This window comes from Rhodopseudomonas palustris, assembly GCF_013415845.1.
Classification (GTDB): Bacteria; Pseudomonadota; Alphaproteobacteria; order Rhizobiales; family Xanthobacteraceae; genus Rhodopseudomonas; species Rhodopseudomonas palustris_F.
Genome location: NZ_CP058907.1, coordinates 4,669,447 through 4,691,439 on the forward strand (window position 1 = coordinate 4,669,447; position 21,993 = coordinate 4,691,439).

Genomic DNA, 21,993 nt, shown 5'->3' on the forward strand with positions numbered 1-21,993 from the left:
TGATCTAACGATAATTGTTCCGTCCTGGGCTGGCCGATGTCGCTGTTTCATCTCTACACCCGCGTGCTGCAACTGCTCGGCAAGGAGGCGCGGCTCGGCTGGATTCTCGCCGTCGCCAATCTGCTGCTCGCCACCGCGCAATTCGCCGAGCCGATCCTGTTCGGCCGCATCGTTGACGTGATGAGCGGCAATCTCGCCACCGGCGCGCTGGTGCCGGAGACGCGTTCGCCCTGGCCGCTGCTCGGCGCGTGGGTCGGCTTTGGCCTGTTCACCATCATGTGCTCGGCGCTGGTCGCGCTGCAAGCCGACCGGCTGGCCCATCGACGACGCCAGGCGGTGCTGACCAGCTATTTCGAACACATCCTGCAACTGCCGATCAGCTTCCACACCGGCACCCACTCGGGCCGGCTGATGAAAGTAATGCTGCAAGGCACCGACGCGCTGTGGCGGATGTGGCTCGGCTTCTTCCGGGAGCACTTCGCCGCCATTCTGTCGCTGGTCGTGCTGCTGCCGCTGTCGCTCTATATCAACTGGCGGCTGGCGATCCTGTTGTTCGTGCTGTGCATCGTGTTCACGGTGCTGACCACGCTGGTGGTGCACAAGACCTACGGCATGCAGGGTGAAGTCGAGGCACAATACAGCGACCTGTCGGCGCGCGCCTCCGACGCGCTCGGCAATGTCGCGCTGGTGCAGAGCTTCGTTCGCGTCGACGCCGAGGTGCAGGGGCTGCGCAACGTCTCCGGCCGGCTGCTTGAGGCGCAGATGCCGGTGCTGTCGTGGTGGGCGCTGGTGACGGTGATCACCCGCGCCTCCACCACCATCACGGTGCTGTCGATCTTCGCGCTCGGCATCTATCTCAATCAGCAGGGCCTCACCAGCGTCGGTGAGATCGTGATGTTCGTCTCGTTCGCGACGCTGCTGATCCAGCGGCTCGAACAGGTGGTGAACTTCATCAATAACGTGCTGATGGAAGCGCCCCGCTTGCGCGAGTTTATCGCGGTGCTCGATACCGTGCCGGCGGTGCGCGACCGAGCGGACGCGATCGATTGCGGCCGGCTGTCCGGCCTGGTCGAATTCCAGAACGTGTCGTTCTCTTATGACGGAAAACGGCCGGCCATCGAGGATCTGAGCTTCACCGCCCTGCCCGGCGATACCATCGCGCTGGTCGGCGCCACCGGCGCCGGCAAGTCCACCGCGATCGCGCTGTTGCACCGTGCCTTCGATCCGCAGTCCGGCGTGATCAAGGTCGACGGCATGGACATCCGCGGTATCACGCTGGCCTCGCTGCGGCGGAACATCGGCGTCGTGTTTCAGGAAGCTCTGCTGTTCGACCGCTCGATCGCCGACAATCTGCGGGTCGGCAAGTCGGACGCCACGCCGGAAGAACTGCGCCTCGCCGCGGAACGCGCGCAGGCGCTGGAGTTCATCGAGCGCAGCGACCACAAATTCGACACCAACGCCGGCGAGCGCGGCCGCATGCTGTCCGGCGGCGAACGGCAGCGACTGTCGATCGCCCGCGCGCTGCTGAAGGATCCTCCGATCCTGATCCTCGACGAGGCCACCTCGGCGCTGGACGCGGTGACCGAAGCCAAACTCAACCTCGCGCTCGACGAGGTGATGAAAGGCCGCACCACCTTCGTGATCGCGCACCGGCTGTCCACCATCCGTGATGCCACACGTATTCTGGTGTTCGACAACGGCAAAGTGATCGAAAGCGGAACGTTCGATGAACTGGTGGCGCGCGGCGGCGCATTCGCGCAATTGGCACGGGCGCAGTTCATGGTGCAGGAGAACGCGCGCTCGGCGATGAGCTCGGCAGCCGACGCACAACTCTGATCGGTCGAATTTCAGCCCTTTTCGTCCCCGATTACCCGGGGCCAAGCCCTGTTCTGCGGGCGCGAGCCGGTATAGGGTCGGGTTTGCTGGGGCCACCGCCTGAAAACCCGAACTTCACCGTGCCGAGATCTCGTCGGCGCGACGGAACTCACAGGACCGGAATCGGAACGTGCCTTTCATCACTGCACAGCCTCGCCGCTCATCCTCGTTTTTGACCATCGTCGTGGCAGCGTTGTTGTCGCTGACCGTGCTGCCGCGCGTCGCGAACGCCGAAGCGCTACTGTTGATCGAGGCCGATACCGGCAAGGTGCTGCAGGCCGACAATGCTACCTACCCGTGGCATCCGGCGTCCGTCACCAAGCTGATGACGCTGTATGTGACACTGCAGGCGGTGAAGCAGGGCCGCCTCACCCCGGACACGCTGCTGACGGTGTCGCCGATCGCCTCGGCGCAATCGCCATCGAAGATGGGCTTCCGCGCCGGCACCCAGGTCACCGTCGACAACGCGCTGAAGATGATGATGGTGAAGTCGGCCAACGACATGGCCGTGGTGTTGGCCGAAGGCGTCGGCGGTTCGATCGACGGCTTCTCGGCGATGATGAACGATACCGCGGCGCGGCTCGGGATGACGCAGACCCACTACGTCAATCCCAACGGCCTGCCCGCCGACGAGCAGGTGACCTCGGCGCGCGACCTCGCGATCCTGGCCCGCGCCATCATCCGCGACCTGCCCGAATACGAATACTACGTCCACATTCCGGCGATCCGCTTCGGCAAGCGGGTGACGCGGAACTTCAACAAGCTGATCGGCCGCTATCCCGGCGCCGACGGATTCAAGACCGGATTTATCTGCGCCTCGGGCTACAACCTCGTGGCGAGCGCCACGCGTAATGGTCGCCGTCTGATCGCCGTAGTGCTCGGCGCCAATTCCGGTCAGGATCGCGCCGTGAAGGCCGCGCAACTCTTGGAGCGCGGGTTCTCGACCAACACGCTCGCCTGGCTGACGCCGTCGCTCGGCACCGTCGACAATCTGGCGCCGATCGCCGCCGCGCCCCCGGATCTGCGCGACGAAATGTGCGGGCCGAAGCGCAAGCGCCCGGCCAGCGACGAAGACGAAACCGTCGCCAATGCGCTGTCGGGCAATCCGGTGATGTCGATGTTCCAGCCGCCGGCGCTGCGGCCGGTCGACATGGTCGCCGCCGAACCCGAACCGACCCAGCCGGTGCTGGTCTATACCGGCCCGACCCGCACCGGTCCGGCGCTGATCGCGGCGGAGACCAGCGACGCCGAGCGGCAGGCCGTCAAGCCGGCCAAGAAGAAGAAAGCCCGGGTCGCGAAGAAAAACGACACCGCTTCAGAAGGTCAGGAAGCCAGCGTCGACCAGGCCGCGCCGAAGGGCACGAAGCCGCGTACCGCGGTGATCGTCGATACCAACAAGCCGGCTACCAAACCGGCTGCTGGCGCCAAGCCCACTGCGGGCAAGCCCACTGCGGGCAAGCACACCGGCGCCAAGCACGCCACGGCGAAGCCAGAAGCGGCCGCCGACAAGCCGGCTGCACCGACGAAGCCGAAGCCGAAGGCCGCTGCGAAGCCGGCATCGAACAGCGCCACCAGCGACGCCAAACCGAAATCCTGATCGCCTCGCAGCAGGCTTCATTGCCCTGTTGCTGCCGTAGGTTGATTCCATTGACCGCCGCCGCACTGCGGCGTGCGGCCGCTTGCGTTCGGAGTTGGCTTCGCTCAATACTCCGCGCAACGGGAGGTCGGACACGGTTATCGAGTACTTCTTTCGCAGCGCAGCAAACAACCTGCGGCGTCTTTCGGCGAATTCGCCGTGCCCGACCGATATGCAACAATCATAACGCACGGAGCGATGCGCTTCGGGCAGGCGACACGAGGAACACACCATGGAGCGGATCTGGCTCAAGCAATACCCGCCGGGAGTCCCGGCCGACATCGACGTGACGCAGTATCCCTCGCTGGTCGACCTGTTCGAGGAAAGCTTCCGTAAGTACGGCGACCGCAAGGCCTTCATCTGCATGGATAAGGCGATCACCTATCGCGAGCTCGACGAGATGTCGGTCGCGCTGGGCGCCTACCTGCAGGGCAAGGGTCTTCAGCAGGGCGCGCGCGTCGCGCTGATGATGCCGAACGTGCTGCAGTATCCGGTGGCGATCGCCGCGGTGTTGCGCGCCGGCTTCGCGGTGGTCAACGTCAACCCGCTGTACACGCCGCGCGAGCTCGAGCACCAGCTTAAGGATTCCGGCGCCGAAGCCATCATCGTGCTGGAGAACTTCGCCCACACCGTCGAGCAGGTGATCGCCCGCACCCCGGTCAAGCACATCATCGTCGGTGCGATGGGCGACATGCTCGGCTTCAAGGGCGTGATCGTCAATCTGGTGGTCCGCAAAGTGAAAAAGATGGTGCCGGCGTTTTCGCTTCCCGGTGCGGTCTCGTTCAACGACGCGGTCTCGGCCGGCCGCGGCCAGAAGTTCACCAAGCCGGCGATCGGTCCCGAGAGCGTCGCCTTCCTGCAATACACCGGCGGCACCACTGGCGTCTCCAAGGGCGCGACGCTGCTGCACCGCAACGTGGTGGCGAACGTGCTGCAGAACGACGCCTGGCTGCAGCCGGCGCTCGCCAAGCCGCCGCATGTCGACCAGCTGTTCATCGTCTGCGCGCTGCCGCTGTACCACATCTTCGCGCTGACCGCGTGCTACCTGCTCGGGATGCGCGCCGGCGGCGTCAACCTGCTGATCCCGAACCCGCGCGACATCCCGGGCTTCATCAAGGAACTGATGAAGTATCAGGTCAACAGCTTCCCGGCCGTCAACACGCTGTACAACGGCCTGCTCCACGCGCCGGGCTTCGACAAGGTCGACTTCTCCAAGCTGAAGATCTCCAACGGCGGCGGCATGGCAGTGCAACGTCCGGTCGCTGAAGCCTGGCTGAAGATGACCGGCTGCCCGATCGCCGAAGGCTACGGCCTGTCCGAGACCGCGCCGGTGCTGACCTGTAACCCCGCGACCGTCACCGAATTCAACGGCACTATCGGACTTCCGATGCCGTCGACCGAGCTCTCGATCCGCGATGAAGAGGGCAAGGAAGTGCCGTTCGGCACCGCGGGCGAGATCTGCGCCAAGGGTCCACAGGTGATGTCGGGCTACTGGAATCGTCCCGACGAGACCGCGCTGGTGATGACAGCCGATGGCTTCTTCCGCACCGGCGATATCGGCGTGATGTCGCCCGACGGCTTCACCAAGATCGTCGACCGCAAAAAGGATATGATCCTGGTCTCCGGCTTCAACGTCTATCCGAACGAGGTCGAGGAAGTGGTCGCCAGCCATCCCGGCGTGCTGGAATGCGCGGTGATCGGCGTCCCCGACTCGCGCACCGGCGAAGCCGTCAAGGCGTTCGTGGTGAAGAAGGACCCGGATGTCACCGCCGAGGACATCATCAAGTTCTGCCACCACGAACTGACCAACTACAAAGTGCCGCGGCAGATCGAATTCCGCACCACGCTGCCGAAGACCAATGTCGGCAAGATCCTGCGCCGCGAACTGCGCGACGAGAAGAAGAGCAACCAGGCGGCGGCGTAACGCCAGCCCTTCTCTTGCCCTCCACGTCATTCCGGGGCGCGGCCGAACGGCCGCGAACCCGGAATCTCGCAGTTACTGTGCCCGTGTCAGATTCCGGGTTCGCGCTACGCGCGCCCCGGAATGACGGCGTGACACGTTGAGCGCGCCGCCGCCGACCCGCACAAACACCTGCCCGATCCCGCAATATTGTCACTGTCATACCCGCGGGCTAGAAATCATCCGCACAACAGGGAGAGATACCGATGACGATCAAGGTTGGCGACCGCCTGCCCGACGCGCAGTTTCGGGTAATGACCGAAGACGGTGTGCAGGTGAAGACCACCGACGATATCTTCAAGGGCAAGAAGGTGGCGCTGTTCGCCGTTCCGGGCGCTTACACGGGAACCTGCCACAAGATGCATCTGCCGAGCATCTTCCTCAACGCCTATGCGATGAAGGACAAGGGCGTCGACACCATCGTGATCGTCTCGGTCAACGACGCCTTCGTGATGAGCGCCTGGAAGCGCGACACCGACCAGCGCAACGAAGCGATCTTCCTCGGCGACGGCAATGCCGACTTCACCAAGGCGATTGGCATGGAAATGGACGGCTCGGGCTTCGGCCTCGGCACCCGCTCGCTGCGCTATTCGATGGTGGTCGAAGACGGCGTGGTGAAGACCCTCAACCTCGAGCCGAATCCCGGCAAGGTCGAAGTCTCCGGCGGCGACACGCTGCTCGGGCAGTTGTGAACTGATAGCGGGCGCCCTTCGCCCCAACGACCAACGTCATCGCCCGGCTTGTCCGGGCGATCTCGTATTCCAGGGCGTTCGTGCTGAACTAACAGGCTCTCTGGGATACTGGATCACCCGCATGCGCGGGTGACGACGACGGTGAAGCGATTACTTCACCCGCGACTTCATCCGGTTCTCAGTGAGGCCATCCCGCGCCAATTGATCGGCGCGCTCGTTTTCGGCGTGGCCGGCGTGGCCTTTGACCCAGTGCCAGCGGATGCTGTGGGTCTTCAGCGCGGCGTCGAGGCGCTGCCAAAGATCGACGTTCTTCACCGGCTTCTTGTCGGCGGTCTTCCAGCCGTTGCGCTTCCAATTGTGAATCCAGCTGCCGATGCCGTTCTTCACATATTGGCTGTCGGTATAGAGATCGACGGAACACGGCCGCGTCAGCGCTTCGAGCGCCGAGATCGCCGCCAATAACTCCATCCGATTGTTGGTGGTGTGGGGCTCCCCGCCCTTCAGCTCTTTTTCGACGTCGCCGAATTTGAGGATGGCGCCCCAGCCGCCGGGGCCGGGATTCCCGGAGCAGGCGCCGTCGGTGTGGATGATCACCGGCTTCTGGTCGGCCTCGCTCACGCCACCGCCCCTGCGATCTCGACACCATAGTCGCGAATCCCGGCGACATTTTGCTGGAATCGCAGCTTGCGGACGTACTCCATCGGGTCCTTCGGCTTCACCAGCGCGCCTTCCGGCACGTTGAGCCAGTCGACCAGCCGGGTCAGCAGAAAGCGCAGCGCGGCGCCGCGGGCGAGCAGCGGCAGCGCGGCCTGCTCGGCGGCATCGAGCGGACGCTCGCGCGTGTAGGCGCTGAGCAGCGCCCTCGCCTTGGTGACGTTGAAGGCGTGGTCGGCCTCGAAGCACCAGGCGTTCAGGCAGATCGCCACGTCGTAGGCGAGTAGGTCGTTGCAGGCGAAGGTGAAGTCGATGATGCCCGAAACGTCGTCGCCGATGAAGAACACGTTGTCCGGGAACAGGTCGGCGTGGATCAGCCCCTGCGGCAGATCGGACGGCCACACCCCGCTTTCCAGATAGCTCAGTTCAGCGGCCAGAAAATCGCGCAGGCCCGGCTGCACCTCGTCGGCGCGCGCCTCGGCGGCGGCGAACAGCGGCCGCCAGCCGGCGACCGACAGCGCGTTCGCGCGCTTCATCGCAAAGTCGCGGCCGGCCAGATGCATCTTGGCGAGCGCCTGGCCGACGCCGGCGCAATGCACCACGCTCGGTTTGCGCGGCCACACCCCGTCGAGGAAGCTGATGATCGCCGCCGGACGGCCGGCGAGCGTCGCCAGCGTACGGCCTTCGCGATCGGCGACCGGCTGCGGGCAATTGATGCCGCTGTCCGCCAGATGCGTCATCAGCGACAAAAAGAACGGCAGATCGTCGCGGGCGACGCGCTTTTCATACAGCGTCAGGATGAAATAGCCGCGCGAGGTGTGCAGCAGGAAGTTGGAGTTCTCGACGCCTTCGGCGATGCCTTTGTAGGACAACAAGTCGCCGATGTCGTAGCGGCTCAGGAAATCCGCAAGCTCGTCGGCGGCGACGTCGGTATAGACCGCCATGGCGTGATCCGATCAGAAGGAAAAAAGCTGGCGGCTTCCTAGACCAAGACGGGGCGCGATGAAAGGGCACCCCGGGGGGAGGCCCCCGGGTCTTGCCGCGGTTATTCCGCGGCGTCGGGGCGCAGCACCCGCGGCACCGGGAAGAACTCGTTTTCTTCCGCCGCCGACACCGTCTCGACCGACAGGTCGAACCGCTCGGCGAAGGCGCCCATGATCTCCTCGACGATCACCTCGGGGGCGGAGGCCCCGGCGGTGAGGCCGAGCACCTTGATGCCCTCGAACTGGCTCCAGTCGAGATCCGAGGCGCGCTGCACCAGCACCGCGACCTTGCAGCCCTCGCGCTCGGCGACTTCGCGTAGCCGCTGCGAGTTCGACGAATTCGGCGCGCCGACCACGATCATGGCATCGACCACCGGCGCCACCTTCTTCACCGCCGCCTGGCGGTTGGTGGTGGCGTAGCAGATGTCTTCCTTGTGCGGCCCGGAGATGTTCGGGAAGCGCTCGCGCAGCACGGTGACGATGCCGGCGGTGTCGTCGATCGACAGCGTGGTCTGGGTGACGAAGGCGAGGTTGTTGGGGTCCTTCGGCTGATACGCCTCGGCATCGGCCGCGGTCTCGATCAGCGTCACCGCGCCGGCCGGGAGCTGGCCGAGGGTGCCGACCACTTCGGGGTGGTGGGAATGGCCGATCAGCAGGATCTCGCGGCCGCGCTTGAAATGGATCGCCGCCTCGCGGTGCACCTTGGTGACCAGCGGGCAGGTGGCGTCGATCGAGAAGAAATTCCGCGACAGCGCGTGTTCCGGCACCGATTTCGGCACGCCGTGGGCGGAGAACACCACCGGCGCCTTGGTGTCCGGAATCTCTTCCAGCTCCTCGACGAAGATCGCGCCCTTGGCGCGCAGGCTGTCGACCACGTATTTGTTATGGACGATCTCGTGCCGGACATAGACCGGGGCGCCGTACAGCGCGAGCGCCCGTTCGACGGTATCGATCGCCCGCACCACGCCGGCGCAGAACCCGCGCGGCGAGCACAACACGATTTTCAGCGGCGATTTGGCGAGCATTGGCAGCGATCCGGGGGCCTGGGCGCCGAGCAGAACCGGCGGAAAACGGGCGCACGCCAACGGCGTTGCGCAGCGGTCGAACGGGGTAGGAATTGGGCCGGGTTTGCGGCACTGTCAAGGCCGGATCACCTGCACTTTAGCAAGGCTCCTTGCGCGGCAAGCCCCGGACAGCATATATAAGCGGCAATTCCCGTCATCCTCGACGACCCGCCTTGCCTCAGGACGAATCCGGAGGGGCAAGGGACAAAGGAGATTTGCCATGAGCAACGCACCGCTGATGCCGAAGGCCACCGCCGTCTGGCTGCTCGACAACACGGCGTTGACGTTCGATCAGGTCGCCGACTTCACCAAGATGCACGTCTTGGAGGTCAAGGCGATCGCCGACGGCGACGCCGCCCAGGGCATCAAGGGCATGGACCCGATTTCGACCGGCCAGCTCACCCGCGACGAGATCGAAAAGGGCGAAGGCGATCCGGACTACCGCCTGAAGCTGGCCGAGAGCAAGGTGGTGCTGCCGCAGGCCGCCAAGAAGAAGGGCCCGCGCTACACCCCGGTGTCGCGCCGCCACGAGCGCCCGAGCGCGATCCTGTGGCTGGTGCGCAACCATCCGGAGCTGAAGGACGCGCAGATCATGCGCCTGGTCGGCACCACCAAGACCACGATCGCTTCGGTGCGCGACCGCACCCACTGGAACGCCGCGACCCTGACCCCGATGGACCCGGTGACGCTCGGCCTGTGCTCGCAGCTCGACCTCGACTTCGAGGTGCAGCGCGCCGCCAAGGAAAAGCCGATCGACCAGCAGTACGGCGGCGCCACCCTGCTGCCGGCCTCCGAGACCACCCGCAAGGAAGCCGAGTTCGAAGCGGCGACCTCCGGCAAGAGCCAGGAAGACCTCGACGTCGACGCGGTGTTCGCCAAGCTCAAGACCATCGGTGGCAAGAAGCACGACGACGAGGACGAAGAAGGCGGCTTCTGAGCCGCCGACCCTCACGGTCATCGCCCGCGCAGGCGGAGGATGACGGATCGAACGCGTTGCGGCTCCGCGGCCGGCATCAGCGCGAAGCGCCCTCCTCACCGTCATCGCCCGCGCAGGCGGGCGACCCAGTATTCCAGAGCGCACGTTGCTGATCGCGGACGCTCTGCAATACTCGATCCTCCGCCTGCGCGGAGGATGACGGACCGGCCGCGTTGCGGCTCCGCGGCCGGCATCAGCGCAAAGCGGCCTCCTCATCGTCATCGCCCGCTCCCCGCCTTGCGTCCACCGCGCATCCGCTCGCCGTGCTGCCGCCGCGCCAGCGCCTGATCGCGGCGGCGGCGCTGCAGGTTGGTGTACAGCGTGTCGATGATCTTCCACTGTGGCTCGGTCGGCGGGTCCATCGGCACGACGGCGCAGAGCATCGGCGTGCGGCAGCCGCGCGCCCGGCGGCAGTCCTTCACTGGGCAGCGCTTGTGCGCCTGCGCTTCATCTGCCAGCGCGCGCTGCAGCGCGCGGCGGGCCGCCAGCATGTCGATTTCGAGCCGAAGCTGCGCCCGCTCGGCGCTGGCTTGCTGCTCGAGCGTATCCAGCCGCGCGTGATCCCAGCTGAGGTGTTCGGTCGGCCAAGTCGGCATCGCTCCCTCCTGATGCTGATACCAGCGGGCGCGCGCGCATGCGGCGGCGTTGCCCGCAAAAGCCTTGCGTGAGTGGTGGGTTCAGGGGGCCTCCGGTCGGCCATCGGGCCGAGGGAGGTGGAGCGCCGAAAGACGCGCCTTTGGTAGTACCCGCGGCCTCATGCCTCGGATCGCCGAAGCGCGAGCGCCGCGGAAACGTCTTTCGACGCTCCACCGTGGCGACTTTTGGCTGAAGGACCGTGCTTCCGGGACACGGCGAGCTTGCGGGCTTTCCCCGGCCTCTACCGTACCCGTCCAGCCTCTGTCGCGGCGGCCGCTCGTAGTAGCGGCGGACGGCGACCCTCAGCCTCCCGGAGGTCCAGGGCGACGTCCACCCCACACCCGCAGGCGCCACACCCCGCCCCGCGACGACCAGCGTCCCGGCAACGCGCCCCTCGATGGGGCGGGATGAATAGGAATATAATCCGGGCGCGGAATGTTGTCAAACGACAAGTCGGGAGCGCCTAGCCCGTAGGCGATTAGCGCAGCGTCATCCGCCGTTTTCATTGCCCCCGCGCATCGGCGGGTTAGGCTTCGGTTAATTCGCCTACGTGCTTAGATACGGCGCGTATTCTGGATCAGCTTCCCATATTTGTTTGTGCCCGGAAGGAACAGAGAAGAACGGGAAACTCCATCTGACATCGCGCCCCTCAGCATGTGCCCGCAGCGTCAGGTCAAAAATAACAACCCCGTCCGTCGGAAATACGAACTCCGCCCTCTCGCGAATTTCGTCAAAATCCAAACAAGCGCTCAAGCCACGACATGGGTCGTACGAGGCGGGAGCAATCACTTCAACCGAAGCGAATCGCAAGCTCCGGAAACTCACTCCAGGAACCTGATGTATGTCACGCAGGTCATGGAGGTCATTTTCAACGATTAGGAGATTTTGGCGGCTAAGGCAGCAATTATCCAGAATAGCATCTGCAAGGAGACAGATCGCGCGGACATAGGCTCCCTGCTCCGCATGGCTCAAGGTCAGCGCCCGCTCCTTACTCACTATGCTGAGAGCATCGTCATCGACGGAAAACGCACCCGAATGGATCACCTTGTTGCGAAATGGCATAAGCACTTTGTAAAGCGCCCAGAACGCTTTTGAACCCGTAGTCCACGCCGAAAGAGCGAACGGTTCGCTCAGAGCGCCTCGACCTGCAATCTTTTCATAATCTATAACTTTCTCTTTGAACGCCCACGCCTTCGAACCGTTCGCTCGCAGTATCCATTCCACAATCAAATCGTGCATCTTGAAGGTCGACGCGAACGCCAGAGGCCGAAATTGCGAAAGCGCGGACCGCACAGCCTCAGCACTGATACTGGCGTAACCAAATGCTGCGACGGTTACAGGACGCAGTCCGTCGACGGTCTTTTCCTTGGAGAGATCAATCACCAACTTTGCGTGACTTTCCTCCGTTTGATCGAAAAGTTTCGTCCTGATAAATTCAAGCGCTCCTCGCTCATACGAAATCATCTCGGAAAGTAAACTAGCGTCTCCTGCAAACAACATGGTGAATACCCCTGAATGAATGCGAGATCAGTTGAATCGGCATTGGTCACGCAAATTTCCAGGATAGCTTGCCACATTCATCGCGCAACATCGATCGACAGCAAGTGTAGCCCGAAAGCGCTTAGCGACACCCGGGACCTGCGACGATCTCTGCATGAAGCCCGTAGGGCGGATTAGCGGCAGCGTAATCCGCCGTCTTCACTGGCGTCGCGCATCGGCGGGGTACGCCTTCCGCCCTACGTGCTGCGCTCGACACGGCGGCGAGATTTTTTCGACCGACATTTAACCCAACGTCGAGTTGCACCTCTGCTCCATCGCGTGCCAGCCTGAACCGATTGATTTGGAGTTTGAGCATGGCGGTATTTCTTAAGATCGTTTCAGGTGCCTACCTCATCCTGGTTTGGCTGTCGTTCTTCATCGGGCTGCAGGCGCCTTTGTCCCGCGAATTGCAGATGGCTCCGGGCGGCGCCACCATCCTGCTGTTCCTGATCGCAGTGCTGCTGTCGATCCCCGGTGTCGCGCTGTTCGCGTTCGGCCAATTGGTCGGCGACGTCAGGGCTATTCGCAATTCTTGCCGGCAGCCGCAGCAGTAACTCGGTCCCGCACGATACGTGAGCACCTACGATCTGCCGCGTCTCTATCGATCTTTCGGAACTCCTATCGAGGGCCAGCCCGTAGGGCGGATTAGCGAAGCGTAATTCGCCGTCTTCATTGGCGCCGCACATCGGCGGGTTACGCCTTCGGCTAACTCGCCCTACGCTCTGATCGCGTCGCGGCGGCGATCCTTGCCACAACGCCGAGATTCCGGGTTCGCTCGCCTCGCGAGCGCCCCGGAATGACCTGCTTAGCCTCGGTGTACAATCCTCTCTCCCCGTCATTCCGGGGCGCGCGGAGCGCGAGCCCGGAATCCATACTCACGAGGGATGCTGTGAGGGCGCGGCGTTGCATCGCGGCGGCAGAATACAAACGACGGTGGTTATGGATTCCGGGCCTGCGCGCCGGTGGCGCGCATCCCGGAATGACGCGGGGAGAGGACGTCGTTTCGCGATGCTCTGGACATGCGAACCGCCCGCCCCCCGTTGCTGCCCCGCATTGACAGTCCTCAGGGCGGATGAGCGCAGCGTCATCCGCCGTCTTCGTTGGCGTCGCGCATTGGCGGGTTACGCCTTCGGCTAACCCGCCCTACGTGCTCGGCGGCTGCAAGATATTGCACGACATCGCACCAAACGATTCAAAGCTCGGGCACATGGAAGGGCGGCCACGATCGCGGTAGTGTGCCGCGAAGCTCAAACCGAGACCACGATGCGGACCACAACGGCAATCATCGAACGGGCCAGGCGCACCGCGAACGGGTTCAAGGATCTCGAACTGGCGGCCGACGAGGTGATCGCGTCCGGCGATGCGGCAGGAGCGAAAGAGATCGCGCTGGAGCTGTTGCGATCCGAGGTCCATCAAGCCCGCTGTGTGGCAACGTTCATTCTCGGGCGTCTCGCGGCTGGCGATGGCGATGCGCTCGCCGTGCTGAAACAGCGCGTCAGTTTGGACGACGATTGGCGCGTGCAGGAGATTTTGGCCAAAGCGTTCGACCGGTTCTGCGCGGACACCGGCTATGAGGCCGCGCTGCCGACCATCCGGGAGTGGTTGTCGGCGACCTCCGCCAACACAAGGCGCGCCGTGACCGAGGGGCTGCGGATATGGACGGCGCGGCCTTACTTCCGCGCCCATCCCGAAGCCGCCGTCGCGCTGCTGTCGCCGCTGCGGAACGACGACAGCGAGTCCTTGCGCAAGTCGGTCGGCAACGCCCTGCGCGACATCAGCAAGAAGCACCCCGATCTGATCCGCAGCGAAGTCGCGACCTGGACTCTGGACCAGCAGGGCGTTCGACAAGTCCACAAGCTGGCCACGCGCCTCCTGACATCCCCTGCTGCATAAAGCCCGCCTTGGGCGCGGACGGCAGGATCAGTGCAGCGTCATCCGCCGCCTTGCCGGCGCGGCAATGCCATTACAGTTTGACTCAAATAGTTCCGATCCGCTGCACTGTCCGAGCAACGATCTTGTAGCACGATCCGATCGTACGCCTTTCGTAACGGATTGTCGGAATGATCGTGCCCTGCGTCAAGATTTGATCGGAGTTATTATGCGTCACGCCCTTCTTTGCCTTCTCCTCGGAGCCCTTTCCTTTTGCTCCAGCCTAGTTCGCGCCGAGCCGACTTCTTTGACATCTTTGCCGGGTGAATGGCTCCAGGTGGATTCAAACGCTGGCCACTGTGCTGATTGCCGCATCGTGATTGAAGAGAGCGGGAGCGATTTCACTGTCAAAGCGAACAACGGCTGGTCGGCTGTCGTTCGACAGAGCTTCGAAGGAAAGCCTTATGTGGCTGGAAAGGGAAGTTGGCGTCCGAATATCCGAGGCTTCTACGGAGGAAAGCAGTTCTATCTCAACCTCGGCATGAAGGATGACCATCTTCTCATGCTGATGACGGTGCCGCGCCCAGACGGCAGGACGAACAACATTAAATCGATATTCAAAAGACATGAAGTGTCTGACGGGAAGCAAACGTAGCCGTCGGACGGATAACCGCAGCGTGATCGGCCCTCTTCATTGACACCGCATATCGACGGGTGACGCCTTCGGCTAGCCTGCCCTACGTGCTCCTGTCCGCCGCAACTCACTGCCCGTATCGCCCTCACCCCAGCCCTCTCCCGCAAGCGGGAGAGGGGGCGCGCCGCGATATGGGGAGACGCCGGTTTCGCTTAGTTCGACCCATCTCCGAATCCTGATCGTGCAATCCTCTCTCCACGTCATTCCGGGGCGCGCGGAGCGCGAGCCCGGAATCCATACTCACGGGGGATGCGGTGAGGTCGCGGCGTTGCATCGCTGCGGCAAAATACAAACGGCGGTGGTTATGGATTCCGGGCCTGCGCGCAGGGGCGCGCATCCCGGAAATGACGCGGGGAGAGGACGGCGTGTCGCGAGACGCTGCAGGTGCGGAGCGCCCCTGCCCCGCGGCGCTGCCCCGCATTGACAGGGCTGCGGGGTGCGGCCGAGACTTCGGCCATGGTGTATTTCTGGCTTCTGATCGCGATCGTGGTCACCGGCGGCGTGGCGGCGATCGTCAACGACACCGCTTATGGCGGCGCGCTGTTCGACTCCTCGACGGTGGTCGGCGTCGCGATGCTGTCGGCGCTGACGCTGTTCGTCGGCCGCGGCATGCTGCGCGGGACCACCACCAGCCAATGGCTGAACCACGCCCTGATCTGGGCCGCGATCGTGCTCGCCGTGGCGGTGGCGTATCGGCTGTGGCCGATGCTGAGCTGAGGCGCTCCGGCGCGGCTATCGAACGCCGCGGAAACGGCGTCCCCTTGCCAGCGTATCTGACGGATTCTCGCCGAACGTCTTGCGATAATCCTTGGCGAAATGACCGAGATGCGGAAAGCCGCATTGCACCGCGATGGCGCCGACCGAGGCGTCGCCGCCGGCCTCCAGCAGCAGCTGCCGCACCCGCTCCATCCGAACCCGCTTGGCAAAGGCCATCGGCGAATAGCCGCGGGTGCGCTGAAACGCCTTGAACACGGTGCGGGCGCTCATGCCGGTCAGCTCCACCAGCTTCTCGATCGTGAGCGACTCGTTCCAATTGGCCTCGATGTACTCCTCGACCAGCTTGGCGTGGCGCGACGCGGCGTCCTTCTCGGCGACGCCGAGATAGCTGCTGAAATTGTGTTTACAGGCGTGCAGGAAGGCGACCGCGGTCGCCTGCTCGAGCTCGGCCAGATATTGCGACGGCAACGACACCTTGGTGGCGTTCAGCGTGCCGCCGAAGAACAGCGTCAGCTGGCGCAGATTTTCCGAGTGCGGATAGTCGTTGTCGGCCACCGGCTCGAATGCGAGCGGCGCATTCGGCTTGCCGCCAAGCAGCCCGGCGAGCGTCCGTTCCAGCGCACTGAGCCGGACGCCGAGAAACAGCTGTTCGAACTCGGCATCGAACTGATAGTCGCGCCCCTGACCGGGCGGACAAATGCACGACTGCCGGGCATTGGTGGCGACCCGCCGATTTCCGACCATGGTGATGGCGCTGCCGCTCAGCGCGAGCTGCAGGCCGACGAAATCGTCCGGCGGCAGCCGCAGCCGCGACGGCACGGTCGCCCAGCTATAGGCCATCTCGATATCGCTCAGCCGGACGAAATTGAGCCGCGCCCTGAAGCCGTCGCGATCCGAGACCTCGACCGAGGCATCGCCGAACACAGACTTGAGTGCGGATTCGAAATCGGTCGGATTGGAACCGCGCACCATGGGAAACCGATCGAGCGGCTCCCCGAGTAGATCAATCTTCATCGCTCAAACCAAACCCATCCTGGGAATATAGCGCATTCCTGCTCCGCAGGAGCGCCTCAACCGCGACCGAGCGACGCATATCAGGCCGCATCCGATGCAGCGATCGGACGAAGGATTCATTGCGGGAGGAAGGATCGCGGCCAGCGTGCCCAACAGCTTGCTACCGACTACCAGTCTCCGCCGCAGCACGACGGCGGGATGATTCGGACGCCTGCCGCGACGCTGATTCCGGTCGCGGGCGGCGACTGGATAACGGGGGCACTGGGTGAGAGAAACACGCGCCGATTGCTCACATCCGAGCAATCGAGTCAACGTAACTACGCGTGCAGTTTTCAAGTCCATCTCAATCATCGCGGGACTAACAGTCGCAATTCGTCGCATCCGCCGCCGAACTACCTGATCGGCGCTTGAATGTCATCCCGGCGGAACCTTAACTGCAACGCGCCTCGCGCGCAGTCAGCGCCACTCAGCAAGATGCGCCCCGCAACCGCACCGACCGACGAACAATTCCGCCATCATGAAACCCCGCTTCCTTCGCGACCGATCCGCCAACGTCGCAGTGATCTTCGCCATCGCGCTTATTCCCCTGCTGGGCGCCGTCGGCAGCGCGGTGGACTACACGATCGCGTCCAATCAGCGGATGAAGATGCAGACCGCACTCGACTCTGCGGTGCTGGCCGGCGTGCTGGAGCCGACCGACGCGGCGAAGATCGCGCGGGCGAACGCGGCCTTCACGGCGAACTTCCAGCCGAGCTGGTCGGCGGCGACCGCGAGCTTCACGGTGAACGGCGGCGAGCTCAGCGGCTCGGCGAACTCGACGGTGCCGACGCAGTTTCTCGGCGTGCTCGGCATCAAGACGATGACCATCGCGGCGCAGTCGGCGGCGGTTGCGACATCGAAGCGCAAGGTGTGCATCCTGCTGACGGCTTCGCCGGACGCTCAGGCGTTTCTGGTCAATTCCGGCGCCAAACTGACCGGACCAACCTGTGAGATCCACGTCGCCTCGACAGCCGGCGTCGCCGGCATGATCAATTCGGGCACGACGCTGGACGTCGGCAAGGTCTGCATCAAGGGAAGCGCGACGCAGAATGGCGGACCTTACCCGGTGGCGTCGACCGGCTGCGCGGCGATCGCCAATCCGTTCGTCGGCGCCTTGCCGCCGGTGTCGGCACCGGGCTGCAGCTTCACCAACCAGACCTACAGCGCCGGCAACGTCACGCTGTCGCCGGGCACCTATTGCGGATCGACCAATTTCAACGGGTCGGGAACGCTCACGCTCAGGCCGGGCCTGTACGTGATCAAGAACGGCGCGATGATCTTCAACTCCGGCTGGACCGTGTCCGGCACCGGCGTGACGTTCTATCTGGCCGACCAGAACGCCACGCTCACCTTCAACGGCAACGTCACCGCCAAGCTGTCGGCGCCGAGCAGCGGCAGCTATGCGGACATCCTGATGTTCGAGCCGGACGGGCTCAACCGCACCAACCTGCCGATCAACGGCACTGCCGGCAGCAGCTGGACCGGCATGATGTACTTGCCGAGCCGCGACGTCACCATCAACTCGGTGTCGAATGTCGTCGCCGACTCGGTGACCATGGTATTCGCCACGCTGACGCTGAACGCGACCAACTGGTCGATCCAACCCAGCCCCTCCGCCCCCGCCGCCACCCTGACCGGCGCGCGGCTGTCGCGATAGCCGGGCGGCCGAGAGCCGCAGCATCCGGGAGCTTTCAGCCAGTGGGCTTTCAGGCGCTGGCGCGCCGGCATGGCGGGAAGGAAGCGCCGAGGTGATTTGACGCCGCGCAAGGAAGCTTAAAGCACAGCCCTCCTCAATGGCGTGGGGAGGATTGGCTGATGGCTTGGCTCCGTCTAAACCAGCGCGGTGATGAGTGATTCTGCGCATTTATATCGATTGCTGTATGTCAGCGAGAATCGGATCGAGGGCGATGTCGCGCATGTCACCCGTGAGATCGAAGGCATCCTCGCCACCTCGCGCCGCAACAACGACGCGCTCGGCCTGACCGGCGCCCTGATCTTCAATTGCGGCTTCTTCGCCCAGGTGCTGGAAGGCCCGCGCGAGACCGTGGAGCGGATCTTCGAGGTGATCCGCCACGACCCGCGCCACAACAAAATCCAGGTGATGTCGGCCGCCGAGGTCGCGGACCGCGAATTCCCGAACTGGACCATGGCCTATATCGGCCGCTCCCCGAGCTGGGAGAAGGCGCTCGGCTGGATCAAGGACGACACCCACTTCGCCCCCGACGAACGCTGCGACCGGCTGTTCAAAATCGTCATGGAAATGGCCTACGACGCCGAACTGTCGCCCGACCGGACGTTCGCGGCGCCGGGCAAGAGCTGAGGGCGCGGCGCCTCACTCGCGCGGGCTCTGGGCGCGGAGGTAGTTCAGCATCCACTGGGCGGCGGGGCCGAGCGGGCGGCCGGCGAGGTGCGCGGCGGTCATCACCAGCCGCGCGGTGTGGTCTTCGAATTCGAGCGGCTGAATCAGCTTCAGCCGGCCGGCTTCGACATCGTCCGCCACCAGATGGGTCGGCATGCTGCCCCAGCCGAGCCCCGCCAGCAGCATCGCGTGCTTGGTGCCGAGATCGGCCAGCCGCCAGGTCTGCGTCGACAGCACGCCGTAGTCGCGCCCCTCGGTCAGCGCCGAGCGGTCGGTGAGCACGAGCTGCACGTAGCGGCGCAGCACGTCGGTCGGGATCGCGCCCTCGATCGCGGCGAGCGGATGATCCTGCGCCACCACCGGCAACAGCTGCACGGTGGACAGCGGATAGCGCTTCAGCTCGGGCTGATCGCTGAACGGCTCCGGCACCAGCCCGATCACGCAGGTGCCGTTCAGCACCAGTTCGGCCGAGGCGCCGAGCGACTGCACGAAGATCCGCGGCGGCACGGTGGGAAACGCGTCGGTGAAGGCGCGCAGCGCATCGACCATCCGCGGCATCGGAAACATCGAGTCCAGCACCAGCGTCAGTTCCGGCTCCAGGCCACCGGCGAGGCTGCGGGCCTGATCGCGGAACGCCGCCGCCTCCTCGGCGATCCGCCGCGCCCGCGCCAGCAGCGCGCGGCCGGCCTCGGTCAGCACCGGCCGATAGCCGGAGCGATCGAACAGCGCGACGCCGATCTGCTGCTCCAGCTTCTGCACCCCGTAGGTGACGGCCGACTGCGCCCGCCGCAGCTTGCGGGCGGCGCCGGAGAAGCTGCCTTCGTCCGCCACGGTGAGCAGCAGCTGGAGCTGGTCGAGGGTGAGGCCGTCATTCATCATCGAAATTTTAGATGAAGATCAGCAAAACTTCATCTCTTTCTTAGTCGGGCGGGCGCTCTTAAGTCAGGGGGAGAGCCAAACTGGAGGACGACATGATCCAACGACGCCTGCTGTTTCCGATCCTGGCCGCCGCCCTGGTGGCCGCGCCCGCCGTGTTCGCCGAGACCGCGCCGAAGGCCGCCAAGGCCCAGGCGGTGAAGACCGAGCCGGTGAAGGTCGAGAGCGGCACTTACGCGATCGACCCCGACCACACCCAGGTCGGCTTCGTGGTGTCGCATATGGGCTTCTCGGAATTCCGCGGCCGGTTCGGGGAGGTCTCCGGCACGCTGCAGCTCGACGGCGCCAATCCGGCCAAGAGCAGCTTCGACATCAAGCTGCCGACCGCCTCGGTGAACACCCCGGTCGACAAGCTGACCGAGGAGCTGAAGGCCGCCGACTGGCTCGACGCCAAGGCGCATCCGGAGATCGTGTTCAAGTCGCAGAACGTCACCGTCACCGGCCCGCGCCAGGCCAAGGTGACCGGCGAGTTGACGCTGCACGGCGTCACCAAGAAGGTGACGCTTGACGCCCGCCTGCACGGCGCCGGGGTCAATCCGCTGAACAAGAAGGTGACGGTCGGCTTCGATCTCACCGGCACGATCAAGCGCAGCGACTTCGGCGTGACGAAATATGTGCCGCTGATCAGCGACGAGGTCGGCCTGGAAATCAGCGCCGCTTTCGAAAAGCAGAACTGATCGTCGCCTCCCGCGCTCGCCGCATCCGGCGGCGGGCGCGCCTCCCCTCGCCTCAGATAAGAACCCCACCCCATGAGCTCGACGCTGCCCGATCCGCACCTCGACCAGCTGTTCGTCCAGGCCCGCACCCACAATGCCTGGACCTCCAAGCCGGTGACCGACGACACCATCCACGCGCTGTACGACCTTTTGAAATGGGCGCCGACCGCAGCCAACAGCAATCCGGGCCGCTTCGTGTTCGTGCGCAGCGCCGAGGCCAAGGCGCGGCTGCTGAAGAGCGTGGCGCCGGGCAATGTCGACAAGGTGAAGGCGGCGCCGTGCTGCGTGATCGTGGCCTACGACACCGAATTTCACGACCTGTTGCCGCAGCTGTTTCCCGCCCGCGACATGCGCAGCGGCTTCGTCGGCAAGCCGGAGCTGATCACCGAGACGGCGAAGCGCAACTCGGCGCTGCAGGGCGCCTACATGATCCTGGCCGCGCGCGCGCTGGGGCTCGATGCCGGCCCGATGTCCGGCTTCGACCACGCCGCGCTCGACGCCGAGTTCTTCCCCGACGGCCGCTGGAAGTCGAACTTCCTGTGCAACATCGGCTACGGCGACGCCGAGAAGCTGTTCCCGCGCAATCCGCGGCTCGCCTTCGAGGACGCCTGCCGCGTGCTGTGACGCGGCCGCTCAACACGATTTCAGATCAGGGAGATTGCGACGATGCCCCGTCAACCCACCATCTTCCTGTCGCACGGCGGCGGCCCCTGTTTCTGGATGGAGCCGCCGCGGCGGTTCGGCCCACACGCCTATGACGGCCTGCGCAGCTATCTGTCCGGCGTGCTCGCCTCGCTGCCGGCGCGGCCGCGCGCGATCCTGGCCGTATCCGGCCATTGGGAAGCCGCGCTGCCGACCGTCAGCACCTCGGCCGCTCCGCCGATGCTGTTCGATTACTACGGCTTTCCCGAACACACCTACCGGCTGAGCTATCCCGCGCCGGGCGATCCGGCGCTGGCGAGGCAGGTGCAAGAGCTGCTCGGCGAGGCCGGCATCGCCACCGCGAGCGATGCGGCGCGCGGCTTCGACCACGGCGTGTTCGTGCCGATGCTGATCATCGATCCGGCGGCGCAGATTCCGGTGGTGATGCTGTCGCTGCAGCAGGATCTCGATCCCGTGCAGCATCTGGCGATCGGCGCCGCGCTGGCTCCCTTGCGCGACGACAACGTGCTGATCATCGGCAGCGGCAACAGCTTCCACAACCTCTCGACCTTCTTCGACGGTCAGGAGGCCGAGTCGGTCGCGTTCGACGACTGGCTCACCGAAGCCGCAACCGCGCCCGAGGCCGCGACCCGTAACCAGCGCCTGACGCATTGGGCCAGCGCCCCCGGCGCCCGCGCCTGCCACCCGCGCGAAGAACACCTGATCCCGCTGATGGTCACCGCTGGCGCCGCCGGCTCCGACCCCGGCCGCCGCGTGTTCCACGACGCCATCGGCAACAAGCGAATTTCGGGCTACGCGTTCGGGTGACGCACCGAGTCATTCCGGGGCGCACGCATCAGCGCGTGAACCCGGAATCTCGACGTGCTCGTTCACGCGACCGCCGCACGCTTCGCGGCATCTTCCTTCGTAACAACTGCGAGATTCCGGGTCTGCGTGCTTTCGCACGCATCCCGGAATGACGGCGGGTGGAG

General features: G+C 64.8%; 21 protein-coding genes. 14 read left to right on the forward strand and 7 right to left on the reverse strand.

Going from position 1 to position 21,993, the window contains the following annotated elements:
* Nucleotides 1-36: 36 nt before the first annotated feature.
* From HZF03_RS21325 to HZF03_RS21340, 4 genes are all read left to right on the forward strand, one after another.
* Nucleotides 37-1,836 (forward strand): glucan ABC transporter ATP-binding protein/ permease, encoded by a 1,800-nt coding sequence (locus HZF03_RS21325; protein ID WP_119018964.1) that lies wholly within the window; start codon nt 37-39, stop codon nt 1,834-1,836.
* A gap of 169 nt (nt 1,837-2,005) precedes the next feature.
* Entirely contained in the window at nt 2,006-3,472 is a 1,467-nt protein-coding gene (locus HZF03_RS21330) for a D-alanyl-D-alanine carboxypeptidase family protein (protein ID WP_119018965.1), read from the forward strand.
* Between the two features lie 271 nt (nt 3,473-3,743).
* Nucleotides 3,744-5,435, forward strand: a complete 1,692-nt coding sequence (locus HZF03_RS21335; protein ID WP_119018966.1) for a long-chain fatty acid--CoA ligase — start codon at nt 3,744-3,746, stop codon at nt 5,433-5,435.
* A 242-nt stretch (nt 5,436-5,677) separates the two neighbouring features.
* The gene (locus tag HZF03_RS21340) at nt 5,678-6,163 is read left to right on the forward strand and encodes a peroxiredoxin (protein ID WP_119018967.1); all 486 of its coding nucleotides are present in this window, start codon (nt 5,678-5,680) and stop codon (nt 6,161-6,163) included.
* A 150-nt stretch (nt 6,164-6,313) separates the two neighbouring features.
* Here HZF03_RS21340 and rnhA read toward each other — a convergent pair whose 3' ends face one another.
* The 3 genes from rnhA to ispH all read right to left on the reverse strand — a co-directional run bounded on the left by rnhA (nt 6,314) and on the right by ispH (nt 8,825).
* Complete coding sequence (rnhA, locus tag HZF03_RS21345) at nt 6,314-6,781, reverse strand: ribonuclease HI (protein WP_011159804.1); 468 nt, start codon at nt 6,779-6,781, stop codon at nt 6,314-6,316.
* Entirely contained in the window at nt 6,778-7,761 is a 984-nt protein-coding gene (locus HZF03_RS21350) for a homoserine kinase (protein WP_012497493.1), read from the reverse strand. Before HZF03_RS21350 ends, rnhA begins: the two co-directional genes overlap by 4 nt.
* A gap of 101 nt (nt 7,762-7,862) precedes the next feature.
* Nucleotides 7,863-8,825 (reverse strand): 4-hydroxy-3-methylbut-2-enyl diphosphate reductase, encoded by a 963-nt coding sequence (gene ispH / locus HZF03_RS21355; RefSeq protein WP_011159806.1) that lies wholly within the window; start codon nt 8,823-8,825, stop codon nt 7,863-7,865.
* A 259-nt stretch (nt 8,826-9,084) separates the two neighbouring features.
* On the opposite strand from ispH, the gene HZF03_RS21360 reads away from it, so the two are divergent.
* The gene (locus tag HZF03_RS21360; protein ID WP_012497495.1) at nt 9,085-9,801 is read left to right on the forward strand and encodes a DUF1013 domain-containing protein; all 717 of its coding nucleotides are present in this window, start codon (nt 9,085-9,087) and stop codon (nt 9,799-9,801) included.
* 257 nt (nt 9,802-10,058) lie between these two features.
* Here HZF03_RS21360 and HZF03_RS21365 read toward each other — a convergent pair whose 3' ends face one another.
* Nucleotides 10,059-10,436, reverse strand: coding sequence for a hypothetical protein (locus tag HZF03_RS21365; RefSeq protein ID WP_119018968.1), 378 nt, complete (start codon nt 10,434-10,436; stop codon nt 10,059-10,061).
* A 586-nt stretch (nt 10,437-11,022) separates the two neighbouring features.
* The gene (locus HZF03_RS21370) at nt 11,023-11,976 is read right to left on the reverse strand and encodes a hypothetical protein (protein ID WP_119018969.1); all 954 of its coding nucleotides are present in this window, start codon (nt 11,974-11,976) and stop codon (nt 11,023-11,025) included.
* 353 nt (nt 11,977-12,329) lie between these two features.
* Between HZF03_RS21370 and HZF03_RS21375 the strand changes: the two genes are divergently transcribed.
* From HZF03_RS21375 to HZF03_RS21390, 4 genes are all read left to right on the forward strand, one after another.
* A complete protein-coding gene (locus HZF03_RS21375; RefSeq protein ID WP_119018970.1) occupies nt 12,330-12,569 on the forward strand; it encodes a hypothetical protein in 240 nt (79 codons plus the stop codon).
* A gap of 790 nt (nt 12,570-13,359) precedes the next feature.
* Nucleotides 13,360-13,908 (forward strand): DNA alkylation repair protein, encoded by a 549-nt coding sequence (locus tag HZF03_RS21380; protein ID WP_234906864.1) that lies wholly within the window; start codon nt 13,360-13,362, stop codon nt 13,906-13,908.
* 205 nt (nt 13,909-14,113) lie between these two features.
* Nucleotides 14,114-14,539 carry a hypothetical protein gene (locus HZF03_RS24405; RefSeq protein WP_119018972.1) on the forward strand — a complete coding sequence of 142 codons (426 nt, stop codon included), beginning with the start codon at nt 14,114-14,116 and terminating at the stop codon, nt 14,537-14,539.
* 495 nt (nt 14,540-15,034) lie between these two features.
* Entirely contained in the window at nt 15,035-15,295 is a 261-nt protein-coding gene (locus HZF03_RS21390; RefSeq protein ID WP_234832270.1) for a hypothetical protein, read from the forward strand.
* Between the two features lie 15 nt (nt 15,296-15,310).
* Here the strand turns inward: HZF03_RS21390 and HZF03_RS21395 are convergent, their stop codons facing one another.
* A complete protein-coding gene (locus HZF03_RS21395; protein ID WP_119018974.1) occupies nt 15,311-16,309 on the reverse strand; it encodes an AraC family transcriptional regulator in 999 nt (332 codons plus the stop codon).
* A gap of 517 nt (nt 16,310-16,826) precedes the next feature.
* Between HZF03_RS21395 and HZF03_RS21400 the strand changes: the two genes are divergently transcribed.
* Both HZF03_RS21400 and HZF03_RS21405 read left to right on the forward strand, forming a co-directional pair.
* Nucleotides 16,827-18,005 (forward strand): TadE/TadG family type IV pilus assembly protein, encoded by a 1,179-nt coding sequence (locus HZF03_RS21400; RefSeq protein WP_119018975.1) that lies wholly within the window; start codon nt 16,827-16,829, stop codon nt 18,003-18,005.
* 189 nt (nt 18,006-18,194) lie between these two features.
* Nucleotides 18,195-18,668, forward strand: coding sequence for a BLUF domain-containing protein (locus tag HZF03_RS21405; protein ID WP_104512901.1), 474 nt, complete (start codon nt 18,195-18,197; stop codon nt 18,666-18,668).
* A gap of 12 nt (nt 18,669-18,680) precedes the next feature.
* Here HZF03_RS21405 and HZF03_RS21410 read toward each other — a convergent pair whose 3' ends face one another.
* Nucleotides 18,681-19,583, reverse strand: a complete 903-nt coding sequence (locus HZF03_RS21410) for a LysR family transcriptional regulator (protein WP_234832271.1) — start codon at nt 19,581-19,583, stop codon at nt 18,681-18,683.
* A 95-nt stretch (nt 19,584-19,678) separates the two neighbouring features.
* On the opposite strand from HZF03_RS21410, the gene HZF03_RS21415 reads away from it, so the two are divergent.
* The 3 genes from HZF03_RS21415 (at nt 19,679) to HZF03_RS21425 (ending at nt 21,829) form a co-directional block, all read left to right on the forward strand.
* Entirely contained in the window at nt 19,679-20,320 is a 642-nt protein-coding gene (locus HZF03_RS21415; RefSeq protein WP_119018976.1) for a YceI family protein, read from the forward strand.
* Nucleotides 20,321-20,392: 72 nt separating this feature from the next.
* Entirely contained in the window at nt 20,393-20,983 is a 591-nt protein-coding gene (locus tag HZF03_RS21420; RefSeq protein WP_119018977.1) for a malonic semialdehyde reductase, read from the forward strand.
* Between the two features lie 42 nt (nt 20,984-21,025).
* A complete protein-coding gene (locus HZF03_RS21425) occupies nt 21,026-21,829 on the forward strand; it encodes a DODA-type extradiol aromatic ring-opening family dioxygenase (protein ID WP_119018978.1) in 804 nt (267 codons plus the stop codon).
* Nucleotides 21,830-21,993: the final 164 nt, after the last annotated feature.